The organism is Xanthomonas floridensis (assembly GCF_001642575.1).
In the GTDB taxonomy this organism is placed as follows: domain Bacteria; phylum Pseudomonadota; class Gammaproteobacteria; order Xanthomonadales; family Xanthomonadaceae; genus Xanthomonas; species Xanthomonas floridensis.
The window spans coordinates 124,749-146,784 of sequence record NZ_LXNG01000056.1; the positions used below are offsets into that span (position 1 = coordinate 124,749).

9 protein-coding genes are annotated in these 22,036 nt (G+C 65.9%); 8 read left to right on the forward strand and 1 reads right to left on the reverse strand.

The annotated features are described in order from the left end of the window. Positions 1-34 precede the first annotated feature (34 nt). From nirB to A7D17_RS20835, 7 genes are all read left to right on the forward strand, one after another. Positions 35-2,452, forward strand: coding sequence for a nitrite reductase large subunit NirB (gene nirB / locus A7D17_RS20805; protein WP_239692262.1), 2,418 nt, complete (start codon positions 35-37; stop codon positions 2,450-2,452). Further along, the gene (nirD, locus tag A7D17_RS20810; protein WP_161946566.1) at positions 2,449-2,814 is read left to right on the forward strand and encodes a nitrite reductase small subunit NirD; all 366 of its coding nucleotides are present in this window, start codon (positions 2,449-2,451) and stop codon (positions 2,812-2,814) included. Before nirB ends, nirD begins: the two co-directional genes overlap by 4 nt. After that, positions 2,811-5,609: a molybdopterin-dependent oxidoreductase gene (locus tag A7D17_RS20815; protein ID WP_161946567.1), complete on the forward strand. Its 2,799-nt coding sequence runs from the start codon at positions 2,811-2,813 to the stop codon at positions 5,607-5,609. The genes nirD and A7D17_RS20815 overlap by 4 nt, the downstream gene beginning before the upstream one ends. Positions 5,610-5,674: 65 nt before the next feature. Further along, positions 5,675-6,421: a uroporphyrinogen-III C-methyltransferase gene (gene cobA, locus A7D17_RS20820; protein ID WP_193395379.1), complete on the forward strand. Its 747-nt coding sequence runs from the start codon at positions 5,675-5,677 to the stop codon at positions 6,419-6,421. 721 nt (positions 6,422-7,142) lie between these two features. Next, positions 7,143-7,400 (forward strand): KGG domain-containing protein, encoded by a 258-nt coding sequence (locus A7D17_RS20825; RefSeq protein ID WP_005990975.1) that lies wholly within the window; start codon positions 7,143-7,145, stop codon positions 7,398-7,400. 175 nt (positions 7,401-7,575) lie between these two features. Beyond that, positions 7,576-7,776 (forward strand): hypothetical protein, encoded by a 201-nt coding sequence (locus A7D17_RS20830; RefSeq protein WP_064510848.1) that lies wholly within the window; start codon positions 7,576-7,578, stop codon positions 7,774-7,776. A gap of 444 nt (positions 7,777-8,220) precedes the next feature. Further along, complete coding sequence (locus A7D17_RS20835; protein ID WP_064510883.1) at positions 8,221-9,141, forward strand: M14 family metallopeptidase; 921 nt, start codon at positions 8,221-8,223, stop codon at positions 9,139-9,141. A 93-nt stretch (positions 9,142-9,234) separates the two neighbouring features. Here A7D17_RS20835 and A7D17_RS20840 read toward each other — a convergent pair whose 3' ends face one another. Then, complete coding sequence (locus tag A7D17_RS20840) at positions 9,235-11,046, reverse strand: EAL domain-containing protein (protein WP_064510849.1); 1,812 nt, start codon at positions 11,044-11,046, stop codon at positions 9,235-9,237. 714 nt (positions 11,047-11,760) lie between these two features. On the opposite strand from A7D17_RS20840, the gene A7D17_RS20845 reads away from it, so the two are divergent. Continuing rightward, positions 11,761-21,960: an autotransporter-associated beta strand repeat-containing protein gene (locus tag A7D17_RS20845; protein WP_064510850.1), complete on the forward strand. Its 10,200-nt coding sequence runs from the start codon at positions 11,761-11,763 to the stop codon at positions 21,958-21,960. Positions 21,961-22,036: the final 76 nt, after the last annotated feature.

A 22,036-nucleotide genomic window follows, 5' to 3' on the forward strand; every position in this document is an offset into this window, starting at 1 on the left:
GAAGCAACCCAGACTTGTCGTCATCGGCAATGGCATGGCCGGCATCCGCACCGTGGAGGAACTGCTCAAGCTGATGCCGGGCATGTACCACATCACCGTGTTCGGCGCCGAGCCGCATCCCAACTACAACCGCATCCTGCTCTCGCCCGTGCTGGCCGGCGAGCAGGAGTTCGACGATATCGTGTTGAATCCGTTGCCGTGGTACCGCGACAACGGCATCCATCTGCATTTGAACACCGAAGTCACCCGCATCGATCGCGTGCGTCGTCGGGTGATTGCCGCCGACGGCACCGAGGCCGAATACGACCGCCTGCTGATCGCCACCGGCTCGGTGCCGTTCGTGCTGCCGATCCCGGGCAACGAGCTGAAGGGCGTGATCGGATACCGCGATATCCAGGACACCCGCACCATGATCGACACCGCGCGCAGCAAGCAGCATGCGGTGGTGATCGGCGGCGGCCTGCTTGGTCTGGAAGCAGCCAATGGCTTGAAAGTGCGCGGCATGGACGTGACCGTGGTGCACCTGGCCGGCTGGCTGCTGGAACGCCAGCTCGACCCGGTGGCCGGCAACCTGCTGCAGCAGGCATTGCGCGCACGCGGCCTGGAATTTCGCTTGAATACCGCAACCAGCGCGCTGCTCGGCAACGCGCAGGGCGAAGTGATCGGGGCCAGATTCGCCGATGGCAGCGAAATCCCGGCCGATCTGGTGGTGATGGCCGCTGGCATCCGCCCCAACACGCGCCTTGCCGAAGAGGCCGGCATCCATTGCTCACGCGGCATCGTGGTCAACGACAGCCTGCAGAGCTTCGATCCGCGCGTGTACGCGGTGGGCGAGTGCGCAAACCATCGTGGCACTGCCTATGGCCTGGTGGCGCCGCTATTCGAGCAGGCCAAGGTGTGCGCGAACCATCTGGCGCAGTTCGGCATCGGGATCTATCGCGGCTCGGTGGCCTCGACCAAGCTCAAGGTCACCGGCATCGATCTATTTTCTGCCGGCGATTTCATGGGGGGCGATGGTTGCGAGGAGATTGTGTTGTCCGATCCGGCCGGCGGCGTCTACAAGAAGCTGGTGATCCGTGACGACGTGCTGGTAGGAGCCTGCCTGTATGGCGACACCAGCGATGGCGGCTGGTATTTCAAGCTGCTCAAGGACGGCACGCCGATCCAGGCGCAACGCGATCAGTTGATTTTCGGCGAAAGCGCGCTGGGCGACTCGGGCACCGGCGGCCAGGATCGTGCCAGCGTGATGGCCGATAGCGACGAGGTCTGCGGCTGCAATGGCGTGTGCAAGGGCACGATTGTCAAGGCGATCAGCGAGCAGGGTCTGTTTACCGTCGATGAAGTGAAGAAGCACACCAAGGCAGCGAGTTCCTGCGGCTCGTGCACGGGGTTGGTGGAGCAGATCCTGATGAACTGCCTGGGCTCAAATTTCCAGGAAACCCCAAAGACCAAGGCCGTCTGCGCGTGTACCGACCTGAGTCACGGCGAGGTGCGCCGCGCCATCCGCGAGCACAAGCTGCTCACCCATGCGCAGGCCTACGCGTTCATGGAATGGCGCACGCCCAACGGTTGCGCCACCTGCCGGCCGGCGATCAACTACTACATGCTGTCGACCTGGCCGCATGAAGCCATCGATGATCCGCAGTCGCGTTTCATCAACGAACGCGCGCACGCCAACATCCAGAAGGACGGCACCTTTTCGGTGATTCCGCAGATGAAGGGCGGGGTGACCAATGCCGGCGAGCTGCGCCGCATTGCCGATGTGGCCGACAAGTATGCGGTGCCGATGGTCAAGGTGACTGGCGGCCAGCGCATCGATCTGCTCGGGGTCAAGAAAGAAGATCTGGTGGATGTGTGGCGCGATCTGGGCATGCCGTCGGGCCATGCCTACGGCAAGTCGATCCGCACGGTGAAGACCTGCGTGGGCAGCGAGTTCTGCCGCTTCGGCACCCAGAACAGCACGCAGATGGGGATCGACCTGGAAACCATGCTGGCCAATATGTGGAGCCCGCACAAGGTCAAGCTGGCGGTGTCCGGCTGCCCGCGCAATTGCGCCGAATCCGGCATCAAGGACGTGGGCATCATTGCGGTGGATTCGGGGTGGGAGCTGCATGTGGGCGGTAATGGCGGCATCAAGACCGAGGTCGCCCGCTTCCTGGTCAAGGTGAGCACCGCCGAGGAAGTGCGCGAATACACCGGTGCGTTTCTGCAGCTGTATCGCGAGCAGGCGTATTACCTGGATCGCACCGTGCACTACATCGCACGGGTGGGGCTGGATTACATCCGCGCACAAGTGGTGGATGACGCGGCCAACCGGCGTGCCTTGTACGAACGCCTGCTGTACTCGCTGGAAGGCCTGGTCGACCCGTGGAAGGCGCGCATTGCCGGAGAGCGCTGCCAGGAATATCAACCGCTGCGGATCGCGGCACCTGCGGCAACGGTGGAGGAATGAGCATGCCCAATCACGCGTGGGTGCATGTGTGCGCCTTGCAGGAGTTGCCGGCGCTGGGTGCGCGCGTCCTGGAGGTCGACGGCCTGCCGCCGATCGCCATCTTCCGCACCGCCAGCGATCAGGTGTTTGCGCTGCGCGATCGTTGCCCGCACAAAGGTGGCCCGTTGTCGCAAGGGATCGTGGCCGGCGACACGGTGACCTGCCCATTGCATGGCTGGGCGATCGGCCTGCAGAGCGGGCAGGCCTGTGCACCGGACGTGGGCTGCGCCCCGCGGTATCCGGTGAAGGTGGATGCCGGTGCGGTGTGGATCGTATTGCAGCCAGTGCCCGAGCCGCAGGCCGTTGCCGAGCCGGCCGCATGAGCGAGGCCCTGCCGCTGCCGGCATCGGAGACCGCTGCGCACGCGTCTGCGGCATCGCCGATGCACCGCATCACGCGCTCGACCTGTTGCTACTGCGGTGTCGGCTGCGGCGTGTTGATCCACAGTGAGCACGACGATGCCGGCGAGCGCATCGTGGGCATCGAAGGCGACCCGCAGCACCCGGCCAATCATGGCCGTCTGTGCAGCAAGGGACTGGCGTTGCCGCAGACCACCACCAGCACGCAGGGGCGCGTGCTGGTCCCCGAATTGCGTCGGCACCGGCAGGCGCCGCGTGCGCCGGTAAGCTGGGATCAGGCCTTGCAGCATGTCACCAGCAAACTGGCGGCCATCATCCAGGAGCATGGCCCGGATGCGGTGGCGTTCTATCTCTCCGGGCAGCTGCTCACCGAGGACTATTACGTCTTCAACAAGCTGGCCAAGGGTCTGATCGGCACCAATAACATCGACACCAATTCGCGGCTGTGCATGTCCAGCGCCGTCACCGGCTACAAGCTGGCGCTAGGCGCAGACGGCCCGCCCACCTGCTATGACGACCTGGAGCTGGCACAGACGGTGCTGTTTGCGGGCAGCAACATGGCCTACGCACACCCGGTGCTGTTTCGCCGGCTGGAAGCTGCGCGTGCGCGCAACCCCGAGATTCGCTGGATCGTGATCGATCCGCGCCGTACCGACACCGCGGCCATGGCCGACCTGCACCTGGCGATCGAACCGGGGACCGACGTTGCGCTCTTCAACGGCATGCTGCATCACCTGATCTGGGAGGGTCTGGTGGATGCGCGTTTCGTTGCGGGCCATACCCAGGAATTCGATGCCCTCAAGCGGATGCTGCGCGAGTACACCTCGCGCATGAGCGCCGAGATCTGCGGGATCTCGCATGAGGACCTGGTGCAGGCGGCCGAGTGGTTCGGGCGCAGCCCGGCGGCGCTGTCGCTGTATTGCATGGGCTTGAACCAGTCGGCGCACGGCACCGACAAGAACCTGGCATTGATCAATCTGCACCTGGCCACCGCGCAGATCGGCAAACCCGGTGCAGGTCCGTTTTCGTTGACCGGCCAGCCCAATGCGATGGGCGGGCGCGAGGTCGGCGGTATGGCGACGATGCTGGCGGCGCACCGCGAGATCGGCAATGCCGAGCATCGCGCGGAGGTGGAAGCGCTGTGGGGCGTGCCGGCTGGGCGCATCAGTCCCACGCCGGGCACGCCGGCCGTGGAATTATTCGAACGCCTGCGTGCCGGCACGCTGAAGGCGGTGTGGATCGTGTGCACCAATCCCGTGCACTCGATGCCGGAGGTGGCCGGCATTCGCGCGGCGCTGGAGCAGGCCGAGCTGGTGATCGTGCAGGAGGCGTTTTCCGGCACCGACACCGTGCCGTATGCCGATGTGCTGCTGCCTGCCGCCAGCTGGGGCGAAAAGGACGGCACCGTGACCAACTCCGAGCGCCGCATCACCCGCGTGCGCAAGGCGGTGGGGCCACCGGGACAGGCGCGTGCGGATTGGTGGATTGCCAACGAGGTGGCGCGCCGGCTGGAGGCCAAGCTGCAACCGGGCGCCGCGGCCGGGCTGTTCGCCTTCGACACCACTGCGCAGGTGTTCGACGAACATCGCGCGTTGACGGTGGGCCGCGACCTGGACATCGGCGGGCTGGATTACGCGGTGCTGGACAACGGTCCGCAGCAATGGCCATTTCCGGCCGGCAGCGCGCAGGGGCAGGCACGGCGGTATACCGATGGCGTGTTCGCCACTGACAACGGGCGCGCGCGCTTCCATGCCACTCCGTATCGCAAGGTGGCCGAGGCGACCTCGGCGCGCTTTCCGATGCGGCTGCTGACCGGTCGGCTGCGCGACCAGTGGCATGGCATGTCGCGCACCGGGCGGGTGGCGGCTGCGTTTGCGCACAGTCCCGAACCGTCTTTGCGCATGCACCCGGACGATGCGGCGCGGCGCGGACTGGTGGCCGGCGAACTGGTGCAGGTGGTCAGCAAGCGCGGCGCGCTGGTGCTGCCGCTGGAGCTATCTGATGAGCTGCGCTCGGGTAGCGTGTTCGCGGCGATGCACTGGAGCGGGCAGAGCCTTTCCAGCGGTGGCATCAACGAAGTGAGTACGCCGGCAGTGGACGCGCGCTCGCAGCAGCCCGAGCTCAAGCACGCGGCGGTGCGGGTGGAAAAGGCGGTGTTCGGCTGGCATCTGCTGGCCGCGCGGCGCGGCGATGCACTGGCGCTGCAACAGGCGCTGCAGCCGCTGCTGCGCGACTGCGGCTATGCCAGCCTGCGCCTGCATGCCGAGCCCTTGCCGGAGGCCGCCGGCGCGTGGGCGGTGCTGCACGCCGCCTGCGAGCAGGCGCCCGAGGCGGCCTGGATTGATCGCCTGGTCGCCGCCTTGCAGCTGCCCGCCGGTGCCGATGTCCTGGAATACCGCGATCTGCGCCGTGGGCTGATGCGCCGTGTCGGTTGGCGAACGCAGGACGGGCTCAGTCATATCGACGGCCTGTTGCTCACCGCCGCGCAACCCAGCGAGGCCAATCAGGCGCTGCTGAACACCGCATTGGCAGGCAAGCCGTGGCGCGGCGCGCGGCTGGCGGTGTTCGCACAGACGCCTGCTGTGCCCAGCGACCCGATCGTCTGCACCTGCATGAATGTCGCGGCGTCGGCGATCCATGCGGCCATCGATGACGGCGCCGATGTGGCGAAACTCAAACAACGCCTGGGTTGCGGCACCGTCTGCGGCTCCTGCGTTCCGCAACTGACCCGGCTGTGCCGCCAACCGCGGCTGGCCTGATGCACTTCACCCCTCCACACACTGCGAGATCTCTCATGTCCGTCATCCCTTCCTGCGCGCGTGATGTGGTGTTGTTGTCTGCCGGTCCCGGCGATCTGGAGCTGCTGACCATCAAGGCAGTCAAGGCGCTGGCAGTGGCGCAGGTGCTGCTGCTCGACGATCTGGCCAATCCCGAGATCGTGGAGCTGGCACCGCAGGCGCGCGTGATCCGCGTCGGCAAGCGCGGCGGCTGCCGCTCCACGCCGCAGGAGTTCATCTGCCGGCTGATGCGGCGCTATGCGTTGCAGGGTCTGCGCGTGGTGCGCGTCAAGGGCGGCGATGCCTTGTTGTTCGGGCGGGCTGGCGAAGAAATCGACTTCCTGCGTCGCGCCGGTGTCGGTGTGCAGGTGATCAATGGGGTCAGTGCCGCGTTCGCCGCCGCCGCGGCGCTGGAAGTGTCGCTGACGCACCGCGAACATTGCCATGGCATCACCTTCGTCACTGCGCATACGCACGACCACGGCGAGCCGAACTGGGGAGCACTGGCCGCCAGTGGTACCACGCTGGGCATCTACATGGGCCTGCGGCGTGCGGATGCGCTGGCGACGGCGCTGCTGGCGCATCTGCCGGCCGCTACGCCGGCAGCCATCGTGCAGGCAGCCACACGTCCCGAGCAACAACGTCGCCTCACCACGCTGGGCGAACTTGGCGCTACCGCCGCCGCGCTGCTGCCAGGTCTGCCGACCTTGCTGTTGGTAGGCGATGCGCTCGCACACGCGTCGGCCGCTTGCGACGATCGTCGCACTGCCGTGCTGGAACAGGCAGTGGGATAGGGGAGTGGCCTCGCTGCGTGCGCAACGGCACCGCGCCGGAACGGCAGCGCCGTCGTTCGATCGCCGAAGGCACTTTGCAGTCTCCCCCGCCTGAGCCAGGTGTAGCGCCTAACCGCTTGCATGGTTGGGCGGAAGCACGATTGTCCGTCGCCCGCACAGACGCGCCCTCGCCGACGGATCAGCCTTGCACCAGGTGCAAGGCCGCAGGCCGCTTGCAGTCCAGCGCCGGTCGGCGCCGCGCTGCGTAGCAGGCGGGCGCATGGCGGACGCTTGGGCCGTGCCATCCCTGGCGAGTGCCTCGAATCATTTGCAGCCTTGGCGGCTTATAGACAGTCTGCTGCGCCCCCTTATCCCGGCCAGGCCGTGCCGCACGAGCAGTCATTGCGCTGCACCGCCCCTGATCGAAGTGGCGCGCTGTCGGAGAGAACGATCCGAGCATCACCACTGTGGATGCGCAGCTCATGGAGGCAGCAGCATCGCAGCACATCGCAGCACATCGCAGTACAGCGAAAGGAGGCGCCAATTTGGTAGCGCTACCCATTCTGCAGCGCGCTGCAGCCAGGCGTCGCCGTGAAGGTGTGCAAGATTTGCGCAGCGAGCGCAGCGGTTTTTTCCTGCATGTGCCCGTTTGCCACCGTATAGCCTGCTTTTGCGGGTTGGCACGATTGTTGCGGTAAGCACATTACCCAATGACGTACCCGATGCATCGAGAGGAGGCACAGTGGAAGACGGACAGAACAGTACTCGTAGCCGGCGCGGTTTTGCCGCATTGGATCCTGAAAAGCGTCGCGTGTTGGCCAGCAGCGGTGGCAAGGCCGCACACGCCAGCGGTAACGCGCATGAATTCACCAGCGACGAAGCACGCGAGGCCGGCCGCAAGGGCGGCCAGGCGGTAAGTCGCGACCGCGATCACATGTCGCGCATCGGCAGTAAGGGCGGCCGCTCCAAGCAGGCCAAGCCGCAGGAAGAATCCGCATAATCAAGGCGCGGCATGCAGCGCATGCCGTCATTGATTAAGGGGTGCAGGCCCTGTGCCGCGATGGCGCAGGGCCTGCTGTTTTTTGGGGGAAGCGCCCCTGTTCGTATGTGCCCATGAAAGCAAACGATTGCATCATGATGCAATTGTGCGCAGGCGGCAGGCCAGCCCAGGGCGCTTGAACCTGTTCAAACGCCTGCTGCATCAGGCCTCACACACCAGGCGGAAATTTTTGCAGCAGATTTTCGTTTCGCCATCGATTGCAGCGAATATTTTCCATATTGGCGTGATGGCTGCTGCGATGAAGGCAAAATCTGCAGCCACTGCCGTGGCGCAGCGTGTGGGGCACCGTCACTGGCCCGCCTTGCTGCGGCGCTGACCGGTGCATGTTGGCCAAACTAACGAGAGCACGATCTAGCGGCACGCTCCTGTGGGGCTTAACTGTTTATCCGCACCCGGCGATGTGTGAAGTTTGCGCGTCGCTGCGATGTCTGCACGCTTTGCATGCTGCTCCACCGCTGCCGTGCAGCGTTGGTATCCGTCGATGCCGGCGCGTCTGGCTGAGAAGAAGCGGCACGTGCCTGGGCGCAGAGACCTGTTGGACGGTTGGCTCGACACACCTGCAGCCGCGCGGCGCAGGGCAGCGGCGCGACGTCGAAGCAGAGGCCGCTGGGCTCGTCAAGAAGATGCGCGGGCTCGTACGCCACAGCAGCAAGACCACTGTGCGTGTCGTCGCCTCGCCATGAACGACGACGCAAGCATGGATTTTTTTCTGCAGGCCCAGCGCTTACCCTTGGGCGCCTCCAATAACGCGATCTTGGTGATGACAACGCAACCCGGCTATCCGATCGGTACCCCTGGCCAGGCTTGGGGCGATGACGAACGCAGCGCGTGGCGCGCCAGGCAGCGGGTACAGCGCAGCTACGCGGACGAGGTGGTGCATGCCATCGACGCGCTGGGCAACGGCTATGCGCGCGTGCAGTACGGAACGATTGTTGCCGACTCCACGCAATACCCGCTACTGGCATTGCGCAGCGCCACGTGGGACACCGCCCTGCCGTGTGCGCTGGTGACCGGTGGCGTGCACGGCTACGAAACCAGTGGCGTGCAGGGTGCACTGCAGTTCTTGCAGCAGTGCGGTGCCGACTATGCGGGCAGGTTGAATCTGCTGGTCGCACCCTGCATCAATCCCTGGGGCTACGAGCGGATCCAGCGCTGGAACGACGCGGCGATCGATCCCAACCGCGCGTTTCGCGACCACAGCCCGGCCCCGGAGTCGGCGGCGCTGAGGCAGCTGGTTGCAGACACCGCCGGCAGGATGCTGGTGCATATCGACCTGCATGAGACCACCGATAGCGACGAAAGTGAGTTCCGTCCTGCGCTGGCGGCACGCGATGGTGTGGTGTTCGTGCCGGGCAGCATTCCGGACGGGTTCTACCTGGTCGGCGACAGCGAAGATCCGCAACCTGCCTTTCAGCAAGCGGTGATCGCCGCGGTGGCCAGGGTCACGCATATCGCGCCGCCCGATGCGCAGGGGCAGATCATCGGCGCAGCGGTGGTGGGCCATGGCGTCATCAACTATCCGGTGCGGCAGCTGGGCCTGTGTGCCGGCGTGACCGATGCGCGCTATCGCACCACCACCGAGGTGTACCCGGACAGCCCGCGCGCCACACCCGAGCAATGCAACGCGGCGCAGGTAGCGGCGATCTGTGCTGCGCTGGATTACGCGCTGTCGGCACCCTGAGCATGCGGTGTGGCAGGGAATCTTTCCCTGTCTGCATGCGTGCGGCCTGCCAGTCCGTCGAGCCGGCGTTGTCTGCGCGCCGGCATCATCGCCTCAGGGAAGGCGTCGTCGTTCGGTGGCCTGTTGGACGTACCCAGCCACCAGGTGCGCCTCCATCGGCCTGGACAACAGATACCCCTGCGCCTCGTCGCAGCCCCAGCTGCGCAGCAGGGCGATTTCGTCGGCATGTTCGATGCCTTCGGCCACGGTGCGGTAGCCCAGCGCACTGGCCAGCCGCACCACGGCTTCTGCACGCATCTGCATGCCGGCTTTCATGGCGATACCGGTGACCAGCGAGCGGTCCAGCTTTAGGACGTTGATCGGCAGCTCGGTGAGATACCCGAAGTTGCTGTAGCCGGTGCCGAAATCGTCGATGGCCACGCTCACGCCCGCCTCGCGCAGTGCACGCAGGCGTGGAACCGCTTCGACATTGCTGCGCAGCCAGCGGCCTTCGGTGATCTCCAGCTCCACCCGCGTGGTCGGGATGGCCAGGTCGCTGCAGCGGTTGATCACGTCTGCAGCCAGATTGGTGTTGCCGAAATCGCGCGACGAGAGATTGATCGAGATGGAAAAATCCAGGCCCTGCGCCCGCCACTGCGCCAACTGCAGCAGCGCATGTTCGATCACCCAGTTGGTGACCGTGCACATCAGTGCGGTCTTCTCGAACAGGGGAATGAACTCGTCCGGGCCAATCGGCCCCAGGCTGGCGTGATGCCAGCGCAGCAACGCCTCGAAGCCGGTCACCGACAGGTCCTCCAGATTGATGCGCGGCTGGAAGACCAGCCGGAAATCGCCGGCCTCCAGCGCCTTTTCCGCGTCCAGCGCCAGGCGGTACGAGCGCTGGATGGCATCGTCCTGCGATGCGCTGTACCAGCACACCACGGCGTGGTTGTTGATCGCATCGCCCAGCGACACCAGGCCCTTGCGCATCACATCGTTGGTGTCCGGCTGCTGCGGCGCAAAGCGCACCACCCCGGCATGAAAGGTCAACGACATTGGCACCCCGGCCGCGTCCACCGGCTTTTGCAGCATGTCGCGCAGATCCAGCAGCAGGTCTTCCATCTCGTCGGGCGCAGAGTTCAGCAGGAAGAAGGCAAAGCGCATCGGCGCCACGTGGTAGACCGTTGCCTTGCCGCGCAGGGCGCGCGTCAACACGTAGCTGGCATGCCGGATCAATTCTTCCAGCGGTTGCATGCCCAGCGCCTGGCGCGCCTCGTTGGCCGCCTGCGTGTCGTAGACCTCGATGAAGGCGGCAATGGTGGGTACGCAGTGGCTGCCGAGGGCGAGGGCATCCAGATCCGACTGCAGCTGGCGTGCATTGAATAGCCCGCTATGCGGCTCGCGACGACCGGCACCGAACTGCAGTTCCAGTTGTGCAGCGGCCACGTTGGCGAACATGCGCAGCTGCTGATGCTCCTGGCTGGCCAGGCGGCGCTCGCGTGAATCGATGACGCACAAGATGCCGCAAATGCCGGTCTGCGGCGCGCCAACCGCGACACAGGCGATAAATCGCGCGGGCAGGCCCGGGAAGGCTGCATCGCCAAGTTGAATCGGCTCCAGTGCCGCGTGCTCGATCAGCTCTGCGACGCCATTGCTGGAGGCCAGTGGCGACGGACACAGCGCAATCGCCTGTTCGACATGGCCGGGGTCGATGCCACGCGCGGCAAGCACGCGCATGCGGCCACCTTCGGTGATGGTGAGTGCTGCCGCCGGGGCGACCAACGCATGGCACAACAGACGTGCGATCTGCTCCAGTGGCTCCATCCCACCCAGATCGATCGGAACCCCCGACCAGTCGGGAGAGCGGTCCTGCGATTTGTCCCCTGTGCCTAGCGTCATAACGTCAGATTCCGTGTCGAAGGTCACACATTGCATCCCCACTAGAACCAACGCCAGGTCGTGGACAAGTGACGAGGCGCAGCCTTTGACCACCGACAGGATAAACGCAGTGCGGCGTTATCAGGTGAGGAATCAAACTCGACGATAAAAGTTCTGTCGCTGTCTGCATGTATTGCCTCTCAGGGTAGTCGCGATGCTGCAAAAAATTCCTCATGCAAGTGGTCTTATCAACTCGCAGGAGATGCAGGGAATTCAAGGCGCCGGATGATGCCTCGCTGGATAGGATTGGCGTGCTCTTCAATAGAGTGCAATGGTTCGCCTGGCTGTCGCCCCTGGCGTGCCTACATCAGCTCACCATCGGTTTGCCGGGCGCGACCTATAAAGCCGAAAACGCATGCAAGTGTCGCAAATTGCATTGATAAATAAGCATTCTCGACCGTTGGGCGCAACCAGGCGCCACCATTTGTGTATATCAGCGAGCGCAAGCAAACCATTAGACAAATTGGCCCGGTGTCATGTATTAGTGCATGGTTAGTGATATTCAGCACAGTTTCAAGGGTGTTGGTTCGACTACTAATTCCTCACTGCGAGTTTTGCAATTGGTATTAATCACTCTCCATTCTTCATGTGGAGGGTTTGGGCAGTTCTATGCCCGATAAAAATCGAATTTCAATCCACTGCCGACATTAAGCGGGCGCAGCCATCAGCGTTTGCGGGTGAGCGGCTATCAGGGGAGTCAGGATGAATCGTGCATTTGCGCTTGTCTGGAACGCGGCCATCGGCAATTGGGTGGTGACGCATGAGCTGGTACGCCGTCGACGCAAGTCAGGTGCAGGACGACGCGCCCTGCCGGGCCTGGTGATGTTGGCGGCAGGGGCCGCCAGCCCCTCGTTGGCCTGGGGAGCCTGCACGCCCGCGATCCCCGTGGCGGGCGCAACCGTGACCTGCACCGGGCTTGCCGGCACCGGCAATACGTTTGCCAGCAACGCAAGCAACCTCACCCTCAACGTGGCAGCCGGGACGCAAATGACTGCCGGCCTGCTGGGCGGCACATCGATCGCACTTGGCGGCACCAATGCCACGCTCAACAACAGCGGCACCATCGACCCGTCCATCCTTGGCCTCCTGTCGGTGCTGGGCACCGGCGTCACCATGGGCAATGCGAGCTCGACCTCGGTGATTGCCAACAATCTGGCAGGCGGCAACATCTATGGCACCGGAGGGTTGATCGGCGCCAACCTGCTCAATCTCGACGGCATGGCGCTAGGGATCACTTCCGCCAGCAATGGCACGGTCCAGATCAATAATGCCGGCTTGATCAGCAGTAAAGCGCTCCTCAACCTCTCGATCCTGGGGGCCGACACCCCGGTCATTGCAGTGAGCGGCGGCGGCACCGTCAACGCTGTCAACACCGGCACCATCGAAGGGCGCGTCGGCTTCCAGTCGTCCGCCGCCGGCAATACCTTCATCAATGCCGGCGCCATCAGTGGCAGCGTGGCAATGGGGATCAACAGCACCAATACCTTCACTGCGGTGACCGGCAGCAGCATCAGTAGCGCCGGCGGCCTTGGTCTGGAGGTGCTCGGTCCCGGCGGTCTGTTGCGCTTTGCGCAAACCGGCGTGGTCGATGGTGGCGCCGGCGGAAACAACACGCTGGTTGCGCAGAATGCGGTGAGCGGAACCGGTAGCGGCAACACGGGCACCGGTACGCTGAGCACAGACCAGTACATCAACTTCAACGGCCTGCGCATCAACAGCGGGACCTGGACACTGGGCGGTGCAAGCAACTTTGGCAGCAGCGCGCTCAACGGTGGCGTGCTGCGATTTGCCACGCCTGCACAGCTCGGCACCGCCATCACGGCCAATGGCGGCACGCTCGACGCCATCGCTACCGGCTTGACGCTGACGCCTGCCGGCGGCATCACGCTGGCCGCAGGTGGCTTGACCGTGCAAGGTGCCAACACGCTGACCATCGGCAGCACGTTGAGCGGTGGAGGTGCGTTGACCAAGACCGGCACCGGCGCGCTGAGCCTGACCGGCAGCAACACCTTCACCGGTGGCGTGAATCTGGCGGGCGGCTCCCTGACGGCTGGCAACAGCAGTGCGTTGGGAATCGGCACCATCACCGCATCCGGCGGCAGCCTGCTGGCGGGTGCTGCGCTCAACCTGCCCAATGCAGTGGTGTTGAACACCGCCCTCGGCATCGGCGGCGCAAACAATGTGCGCCTCGGCGGCGTTGTCAGCGGAACCGGTGCATTGAACAAGACCGGTACGGGCACGCTCACCCTGGGCGGCACCAACAGCTATACGGGCGGAACCACGCTGAGTGCGGGCACCATGGTGCTGGAGACGGCCAGCGCACTCGGTAGCGGTACCGTCACTGCGGCCGGCGGGTTGCTGGATACCGCCGCGCCGTTGACGCTGGGCAATGCATTCGTGTTGAACAGCACGCTGGGGCTGGGCGCAAGCGGCAATGCACTGACCCTGACCGGGGTGCTGTCAGGGAGCGGCGGCCTTACCAAGACGGGCACGGGCACGCTTGCGCTCAGTGGCGCCAACAGCTACAGCGGCAGTACGACGCTGGCAGCAGGCACCCTGCAACTGGGCAGCACCGCTGCGCTGGGCAGTGGCGCGTTGAATGTCACCGGCGCGTCCAACCTGAGCACCAGCGCCCCGCTGACGCTGGGCAACGCGGTCAATCTTGCGGGGCCGTTGAGCTGGACCGGCGCGCAGGCGCTCACCCTGGGTGGCGTGATCAATGGCGCTGGCAGCCTGATCAAGAGCGGCGCTGGCGATCTCAACCTGACCAACAGCAATGGCTATACTGGTGGCACCACGCTAAGCACTGGGCGGCTGGTGGTTGGCTCCAATGCGGCACTGGGCACCGGCACGCTTACTGCCAGCGGCGGCACACTCGATGCGGGCGCAGCGGCGACCGTGACCAACACGATATCGCTCACGGGCACGCTGGGCCTGGCCACCAATGGAACCGCGTTGAACCTGGCCGGCACCATCGGCGGCTCGGGCGCGTTGAACAAGCTGGGCACCGGCACGCTCATCGTCAGTGGTCTGAATACCTACACCGGTGGCACCACGCTCAACGCCGGCACCTTGCAAATAGCGAACGGCAACGCGCTCGGCAGCGGTGCCCTGACAGTCACCGGCAATGCCGCGCTGCAAGGCAGCGCGCCGACCACGTTGACCAATGCGATTGCGTTGACTGCCGGGGCACTCACGCTCGATGGCGCACAGGCGCTGTCGCTCGGCGGCGGCATCAGCGGCGCCGGCAGCCTGGTCAAATCCGGAAGCGGGGACCTCACCCTGAGTGGCACCAACACCTATAACGGTGGCACCACGCTGGGTGCGGGCAAGCTGACCGTGGGCAGCAACACGGCGCTTGGCACCGGTGCGCTCACCGCCGCCACCGGTACCACGCTGGATACCCTCGCGGTCAGCACGCTTGCCAATGCCATCGCCTTGACCGGGCTGGTCAACATCGGCGGCAGCAATGCGCTGACGCTCACCGGCACCGTCAGCGGCGCCGGCGGGCTGGACAAGCTCGGCCCCGCCAGCCTGACCCTGGCAGGGAACAACACGTATGCCGGAGGCACACAGCTGACCGCAGGCAGCCTGTTGCTGGGCAGCGATACGGCGCTGGGCAGTGGCACCCTGACCGTTTCCGGCGGCCTGCTCGATGGCACCGCGGCACGCGCGCTTGCCAACGCTGTCGTGCTGAATGCCGACCTGTCGATCGGCGGCAGCCAGGACCTGGCACTCAATGGACTGATCAGCGGGGCAGGTGGGCTGGTCAAGGGCGGCAATGCGGTGTTGAGCCTGGGCGGTGCCAACACCTTTGCGGGCGGCGTGGATCTCAATGCGGGTGCCCTGCTGGTCGGCAGCAGCACGGCCTTGGGCAGTGGTGGGTTGACCGCTGCCAACGGCACGCAGTTGCAGGCCACCAGTGCCGTCACGCTGGCCAACGATGTCGCATTGAATGGCGCGCTGGCGCTGACCGGCAGCAACAGCCTTGGGTTGACCGGCACCGTGAGCGGGGCAGGCAGCCTGGTCAAGCAGGGCACCGGTGCATTGACGCTGATCGGCAACAATCTCTACACCGGCGGCACGCTGCTGGATGCGGGTTCGCTGGTGGTCGCCAGCAATGCCGCGCTTGGGACCGGCGCGCTGACCGCCGCAGATGGCACTGCACTCAACGCAAGCACTGCGGTCACCTTGCAGAACGCCATCACGGTGAACGGCGCGCTCAGCATCGATGGGCAGGACCTGGGCCTGGCAGGTGTCATCGACGGTGCCGGAAGCCTGGTCAAGAACGGCACGCAGACACTCACGCTCGGCGGCAGCAATACCTGGTCAGGCGGCTTGCAGTTGCAGGCCGGCGCCGTGGTGGTCGGCAGCGACACTGCGCTGGGAACCGGCACGCTCACCGCTGCAGGTGGTACGTCGCTGGATGCCAGCAGCGCGGTGACGCTGACGAACGCGCTGGCGTTGAATGGTGCGTTGACGCTGCCAGGCACGCAGGATATCGCTTTGGATGGCGTGATCAGCGGCACCGGCAGCCTGCAGAAGCAGGGCATCGCCAGCCTGACCCTGGGCACTGCCAATACCTTCAGCGGCGGCGTCACCTTGGACGCCGGTCGCCTGGTGCTGGGCAATGCCAGCGCGCTGGGCGCCGGTGATCTGACTGTGGCGGGTGCGGCGGAACTGGATGCCAACACCGCGCTGGCTATCGGGAATGCCGTGCAGTTGAACAGCCAGCTCAGCCTGGTCGGCAGCAACGATCTGGCGGTGAATGGCACCGTCACCGGCACCGGCAGCCTGATCAAGAATGGCGCCTCCACGTTGGCGCTCACTGCGAGCAACAGCTACAGCGGCGGCACCACGCTCGCGGCGGGCACGCTTGCGGTAGGCGCGGACACGGCGCTCGGCACCGGCAGCCTGTCAGTCACCGGCGACTCGGTGCTGAGCAATGCGATCGCCGTGGCCCTGGGCAACGGGATCGACCTGGGCGCCGCGCTGATCATCGACAACGCGGCGGACATGCTGGCCAGCGGCACGATCGACGGTGCAGGCGCATTGACCAAGACCGGTCTCGGCACCTTGACGCTGAGTGGCAGCAATACTTATACCGGCCCGTTGGCGGTCCAGGGCGGAACGGTGGTGGCCAGCACAGCGGCCTCGCTGGGCAATGCCAGCCTGATCGACGTGGCCGCCGGCGCGTCGCTGAACCTGACCAACGGCGGCCTGATCAACGCGCTCGCCGGCGCGGGCAGCGTGGACACCGATGCCGGTGCGACCCTGCAGCTGGGCAGCGGCGACTTCGCCGGCAGCCTGGGCGGCGGCGGTAATCTGGACAAGGTCGGCACAGGCATCGTGCGTTTGCTCGGCAGCAGCGCGATTGGCGGCGCGACGCAGGTCAGCGGTGGCACCCTGGATGTGGTCGGCAGCCTCGGCACCAGTGCAGTGAACGTGGCGCTCGGCGGCACGCTGACCGGTTCCGGCACCAACGGCGCCATCTCAAGCGACACCACCATCGGCAACGGTGGCCGGCTGGCATTGACCAGCGGCTCCTCACTCAGTGTGGGCGGCCTGACGCTGGCACCGGGCGCCATCGTGGACGTCGGGTTGGCTGCACCGAGCACGACGCGCCTGCTGGCGGTCAACGGCAATCTCACCCTGGATGGCACGCTCAATGTCACCGACATCGGCGGCTTCGGCACCGGTGTGTATCGGTTGATCGATTACACCGGTGCGCTGACCAACAACGGCATGCTGTTCGGCGCGATACCGGGCAGTGTCGACATCAGCCAGCTGGCGTTGCAGACGGCTATCGGCCAGCAGATCAACCTGGTGGTCACGGCGCCGGGCAGCATCGTGCAGTTTTGGGACGGGGTGCAGACCACTGCCAACGGCACGGTGGACGGCGGCTCGGGCGTGTGGGGGGCCGCCACCAACTGGACCGGCCAGGATGGCTCGGCCAACAGCACCTGGCAGGGCGACTTTGCCGTGTTCTCCGGCACGGCAGGCAGCGTGGGCGTGCAGGGCACGCAGGAGGTGGGTGGCCTGCAGTTCGTGAGCGATGGCTACCAGTTGACCGATGCGGGCGCCGGTGCGCTCAACGTCACTGCGCCGCTCACCGCCATTCGCGTGGACCCCGGTGCCACGGCCACGATTGATGTCGCCATCTCCGGCATCGGCGGCGTGCAGAAACTCGACACCGGCACCCTGGTGCTCGACGCCGCCAACAGCTATGCCGGCGGCACCTCGCTGGGTGGCGGCACGCTGGTGCTGGGCGATGCGCAGGCATTGGGCACCGGCGTGCTGACCGCCGCCGGCGGCACCCGCATCGACAGCAACCAGGCGCTGGCCGTGGGCAATGCGGTGGTGCTGGACGGCGCGGTGACGCTGCCCGGCAGCAACGACCTGGGATTGGCCGGGCCAATCAGCGGTGCCGGCGGATTGATCAAGGACGGCAGCAGCACGCTCACCCTTGCCGGCAACAACAGCTACGCCGGCGGCAGCGTGTTGAATGCCGGCACGCTGCTCGTCGGCAGCAACACCGCCCTGGGCACGGGAAGCCTGTCGGTGCTGGGCAATTCCACCTTGAGCAATGCCATTGCACTGGCGCTGGGCAACAACCTCACGCTCGGCGCCGATCTGACCATCGCCAGCGCGGCCGATCTGGCGCTGACCGGCACGCTCGGCGGCACCGGCGCATTGACCAAGACAGGGCTCGGCACCCTGACCCTGTCCGCTGCCAACAGCTTCAGTGGCCCGGTCACCGTGCAGGCCGGCGTGCTTGCCACCTCTGCCAGCGGCACCTTGGGTAGCGCCAGCACGGTGGATGTGGCGGCAGGTGCGCAATTGGCGCTGGGCAGCAGCACCAACCTGAGCGCTGTGAGCGGGTTGGGCGAGGTCGCCATTGCGGGCGGCAGCACCTTGCAGTTGGGCGGTGACAACAGCAATCGGACCTTCGCCGGCAGCTTTAGCAACGCCGGCAATCTGGACAAGGCCGGCACCGGCACCTTGCAGCTCACCGGCAGCAGCGCGCTGGGCGGCACCACCCAGGTTTTCGGCGGCACGCTGGATGTGGATGGCAGCCTGGCCAGCGCCGGCGGCGTCAGCGTGGGCAGCGGTGGCACCTTGAGCGGCAGCGGTGTGGTCGATGCCGCGGTCACCATCAATGATGGCGGCCGCCTGGTGGTGAGCAGCGGCGCCTTGCTGACCACCGGCAGCCTGAGCATGGCCCCCACTGCCACGCTCGATGCCTTCCTGGGAATCCCCAGCCAGACCGACGTGCTGGCGGTCAACGGCAACCTCACGCTGGACGGTACGCTCAACATTACCGACATCGGCGGCTTCGGTAGCGGCGTCTATCGTTTGATCGACTACAGCGGCGCATTGACCGATAACGGTTTGAACATCGGCACGTTGCCCGGCAGCGTGGATCCCACCCAGCTGACCTTGCAGACGGCGCTTGCCCAACAGGTCAACCTGGTGGTGCTCTCGCCTGGCAGCAACGTGCAGTTCTGGGATGGCGCACAGACCGTCGCCAATGGCGCCATCGACGGCGGCAGCGGGACCTGGACCAGCACTGCCACCAACTGGACGGCGATCGACGGCCTGACCAACAGCGATTGGCAGAGCAGTTTTGCCGTCTTCGGCGGCAGCGCCGGCACCGTGGGTGTGCAGGGCACCCAGGGCATCACCGGCATGCAGTTCCTCACCGATGGCTATGTGCTGGGCGATGCAGGCGCCGGCGCGCTGAGCGCCAATGCCGCCACGACCATCATCCGTGTCGATCCCGGCGTCACCGGCACCATCGACGTCGCCATCGGCGGCGCTGGCGCGCTGCAGAAACTCGACACCGGCACCCTGGTGCTCGACGCCGCCAACAGCTATGCCGGCGGCACCTCGCTGGGTGGCGGCACGCTGGTGCTCGGCGATGCGCAGGCATTGGGTAGCGGCGTGCTGACCGCCGCCGGCGGCACCCGCATCGACAGCAACCAGGCGCTGGCCGTGGGCAATGCGGTGGTGCTGGACGGCGCGGTGACGCTGCCCGGCAGCAACGACCTGGGATTGTCCGGGCCAATCAGCGGTGCCGGCGGATTGATCAAGGACGGCACCGGCACGCTCACCCTTGCCGGCAACAACAGCTACACCGGCGGCAGCGTGTTGAATGCCGGCACGCTGCTCGTCGGCAGCAATACCGCACTGGGGAGCGGCACGCTGTCGGTGGCTGGCGATTCGGTGCTCAGCAATGCGATTGCCGCCGCGCTGGGCAACGCGATCAACCTGGGCGCTGCGCTGACCGTCGACACGCCGGCCGACCTGAGTCTGGCCGGCAACATCGCCGGCAGCGGCGCGCTGATCAAGACCGACACCGGGACCTTGACGCTGGCCGGCAGCAATAGCTACACCGGTGGTACGACGCTCGCTGCGGGGACCCTGGTTGGCGATAGCGCGAGCCTGCAGGGCGCGATCGTCGACAACGCCACGCTGGTGTTCAATCAGGCGGGTGACGGAGTGTTTACCGGGTCGATCACCGGCACCGGCACCCTGATCAAGGATGGCGCCGGTGCCTTGCTGCTCAACGGCGCAAATGGCTACACCGGCGGGACCACGATTGCCGCCGGCAGCCTGATCGGTGACACCACCAGCCTGCAGGGCGACATCGCCAACAATGCGGCACTGGTGTTCAGCCAGGGCAGCGGCGGTGTGTATGCCGGCGTGGTCAGCGGCACCGGCTCGCTGGAAAAGGCCGGCAGCGGCGCGCTGCAGCTGACCGGCGCCAATAGCTATACCGGCGGCACCTTGGTCAGTGCAGGCAGCTTGATCGGAGACACCACCAGCCTGCAGGGCGATGTGATCGACAATGCCACGCTGGTCTTCGACCAGGCCAGCGACGGCACGTTCGCCGGCACCATCAGCGGCGCCGGCAGCGTGGTGAAGCAGGGCGCCGGTGTCCTTACGCTGGCCGGCAGCAATGCCTACAGCGGTGGCACTACTGTGGCCAGTGGCACCCTGCAAGGCAACGCCACCAGTCTGCAGGGCGACATCCTCGACAATGCGGTGCTGGTCTTCGACCAGGCCGGGGATGGCACGTTCGCCGGCAACATCACCGGCAGCGGCTCGCTGATCAAGACCGGCGCCGGTGCGCTCACCCTGGATGGCACCAATACGTATCTGGGGGGAACCACTGTCAGCGCGGGCAACCTGATCGGCAACACCGGCAGCCTGCAAGGCGACATCACCAACAATGGCACGCTGACCTTCCTGCAAACCGGCAACGGCACCTATTCGGGCCGATTGTTCGGCTTCGGGCGGTTCGTCAAGACCGGCCTGGGCACGCTGTTGATGACCGCCAACAGCAGCAGCTACTCCGGGCCGACCGAGGTCAATGCCGGCACCCTGAGCGTGGGCAATCTCGCCAATCCGGGCGCTGCGCTTGGCGGACCGGTCACCGTGGGGCCAGGCGGTACGCTCACCGGCAACGGCACGATCGGCAGCCTCACCCTTTCCGGAGGCAACCTGCTCATCGGTGGCACGAACGGCACGCTCAGCGTCAACGGCAATGCCACGATCGGTAGCGGGTCCACCGTGCAAGTCACGCCAGAGGCCAATGGAGGAGTGACGCCGGTGACGGTGGGCGGTGCAGCCACCGTGGCACCAGGCAGCACCTTGCAGATGGTGCGTGCCGCCGAGTGGCCATTGTTCACCGACATACCGGTGATCAATGCAGCCGGTGGCGTGAGCGGGCAATTCAGCAACGTCGTGGCCGATTACGCCTTCGTCGACCCGAATTTCAGCAGCAGCGCCACCGGGCTGTCGATATTCCTGGGGCGTAACACCGTGGGGATGATCGACACGGTGACCACCCCCAACCAGCAGGCTGCGGCATCCGCGGTGGATGGCCTGCCGGTAACCAGCCCGGTGTATCAGTCGGTCGTTCGGCTGCCGGACGACCCCGCTGCGCTGGCCACCGCCTTCGCGTCGCTGTCGGGAGAAAGCCATGCCAGCACCGCCACAGCGATGCTGGATAGCCGTTTCCTGACCAGCGGCATCGGCAGCCACCTGCGTGGCGACAGCCAGGACACCCGGATCGGCGAGACCATGGTCTGGATCACCGGACGCAGCCTGCCCAACCGTGTCGATGGCGATGCGGACACGCACGCGGTGCGCCGCGAAGACAACGGCGTGATGGCCGGTGCGGAACGTCGTGTCGGCGAGCGCAGCGTGGTCGGCGTCGCCGTGGGCAGCCAGGACATCGACAGCTGGTCGCGCGAGTGGGGCGATCGTGCCGACATCAAGGGCACGCATGCCGGCGTGTACGCGCAGGCAGCGTGGGCCGCATTCTCGCTGCAGGGCGCGCTGGACTATGCCGACTACCGGGTGGACGCCTCGCGCCGCGTGTTGCTGCCCGATGTGCTCGAGGAACGTCTCACCAGCGACTACGATGCCACCGCGATCACCGCATCGCTGGAAGCGTCCTGGCAACTGCGCAGCGGCAACGCGGTCTATACCCCGTTTCTTGCCGCTGACTACACGCGCCTGAAGACCGATGGCTTCAGCGAGCGCGGCGGAATTGCTGGGCTGGCGATGGAGGGTGCCACCGACGAGTTCATCACTGGCACGTTGGGCGTGCGCGGGCGCTGGGCGCTTGGTCAGCAGGCAGCATTGCATGCGTCGCTGGGTTGGCGGCATGCGTTTGGCGATCGTGCCGTGCAGCGCTCGGCCGGCTTCCTCGACACCGATGCGCAGTTTGCGGTTCAGAGCGTGACCCTTGCCAAGAACGCGGTGATCGGTGAGCTGGGAGTCAGCCTGGTCACCTCACCGAACAGCCGCATGTCGTTGTCGCTGCAAGGCCTCGAAGGCGACGGCCAGACTGCCTATGGCGGGCAGGTGAGCTGGGGCTGGAGCTTCTGATCGTCTGCGTCCGCTACGCCGCTGTGGTGCACTGATTGCCCTGCACCGGGAGCGACGCAGGGCTGCGATGAATCCA

What these genes read in the sequence shown, in the direction of transcription:
- nirB (WP_239692262.1), top strand. Translation starts at nt 35, where the DNA reads ATGGCCGGCATCCGCACCGTGGAGGAACTGCTCAAGCTGATGCCGGGC.
- A7D17_RS20835 (WP_064510883.1), top strand. Translation starts at nt 8,221, where the DNA reads ATGACAACGCAACCCGGCTATCCGATCGGTACCCCTGGCCAGGCTTGG.
- A7D17_RS20845 (WP_064510850.1), top strand. Translation starts at nt 11,761, where the DNA reads ATGAATCGTGCATTTGCGCTTGTCTGGAACGCGGCCATCGGCAATTGG.
- A7D17_RS20815 (WP_161946567.1), top strand. Translation starts at nt 2,811, where the DNA reads ATGAGCGAGGCCCTGCCGCTGCCGGCATCGGAGACCGCTGCGCACGCG.
- nirD (WP_161946566.1), top strand. Translation starts at nt 2,449, where the DNA reads ATGAGCATGCCCAATCACGCGTGGGTGCATGTGTGCGCCTTGCAGGAG.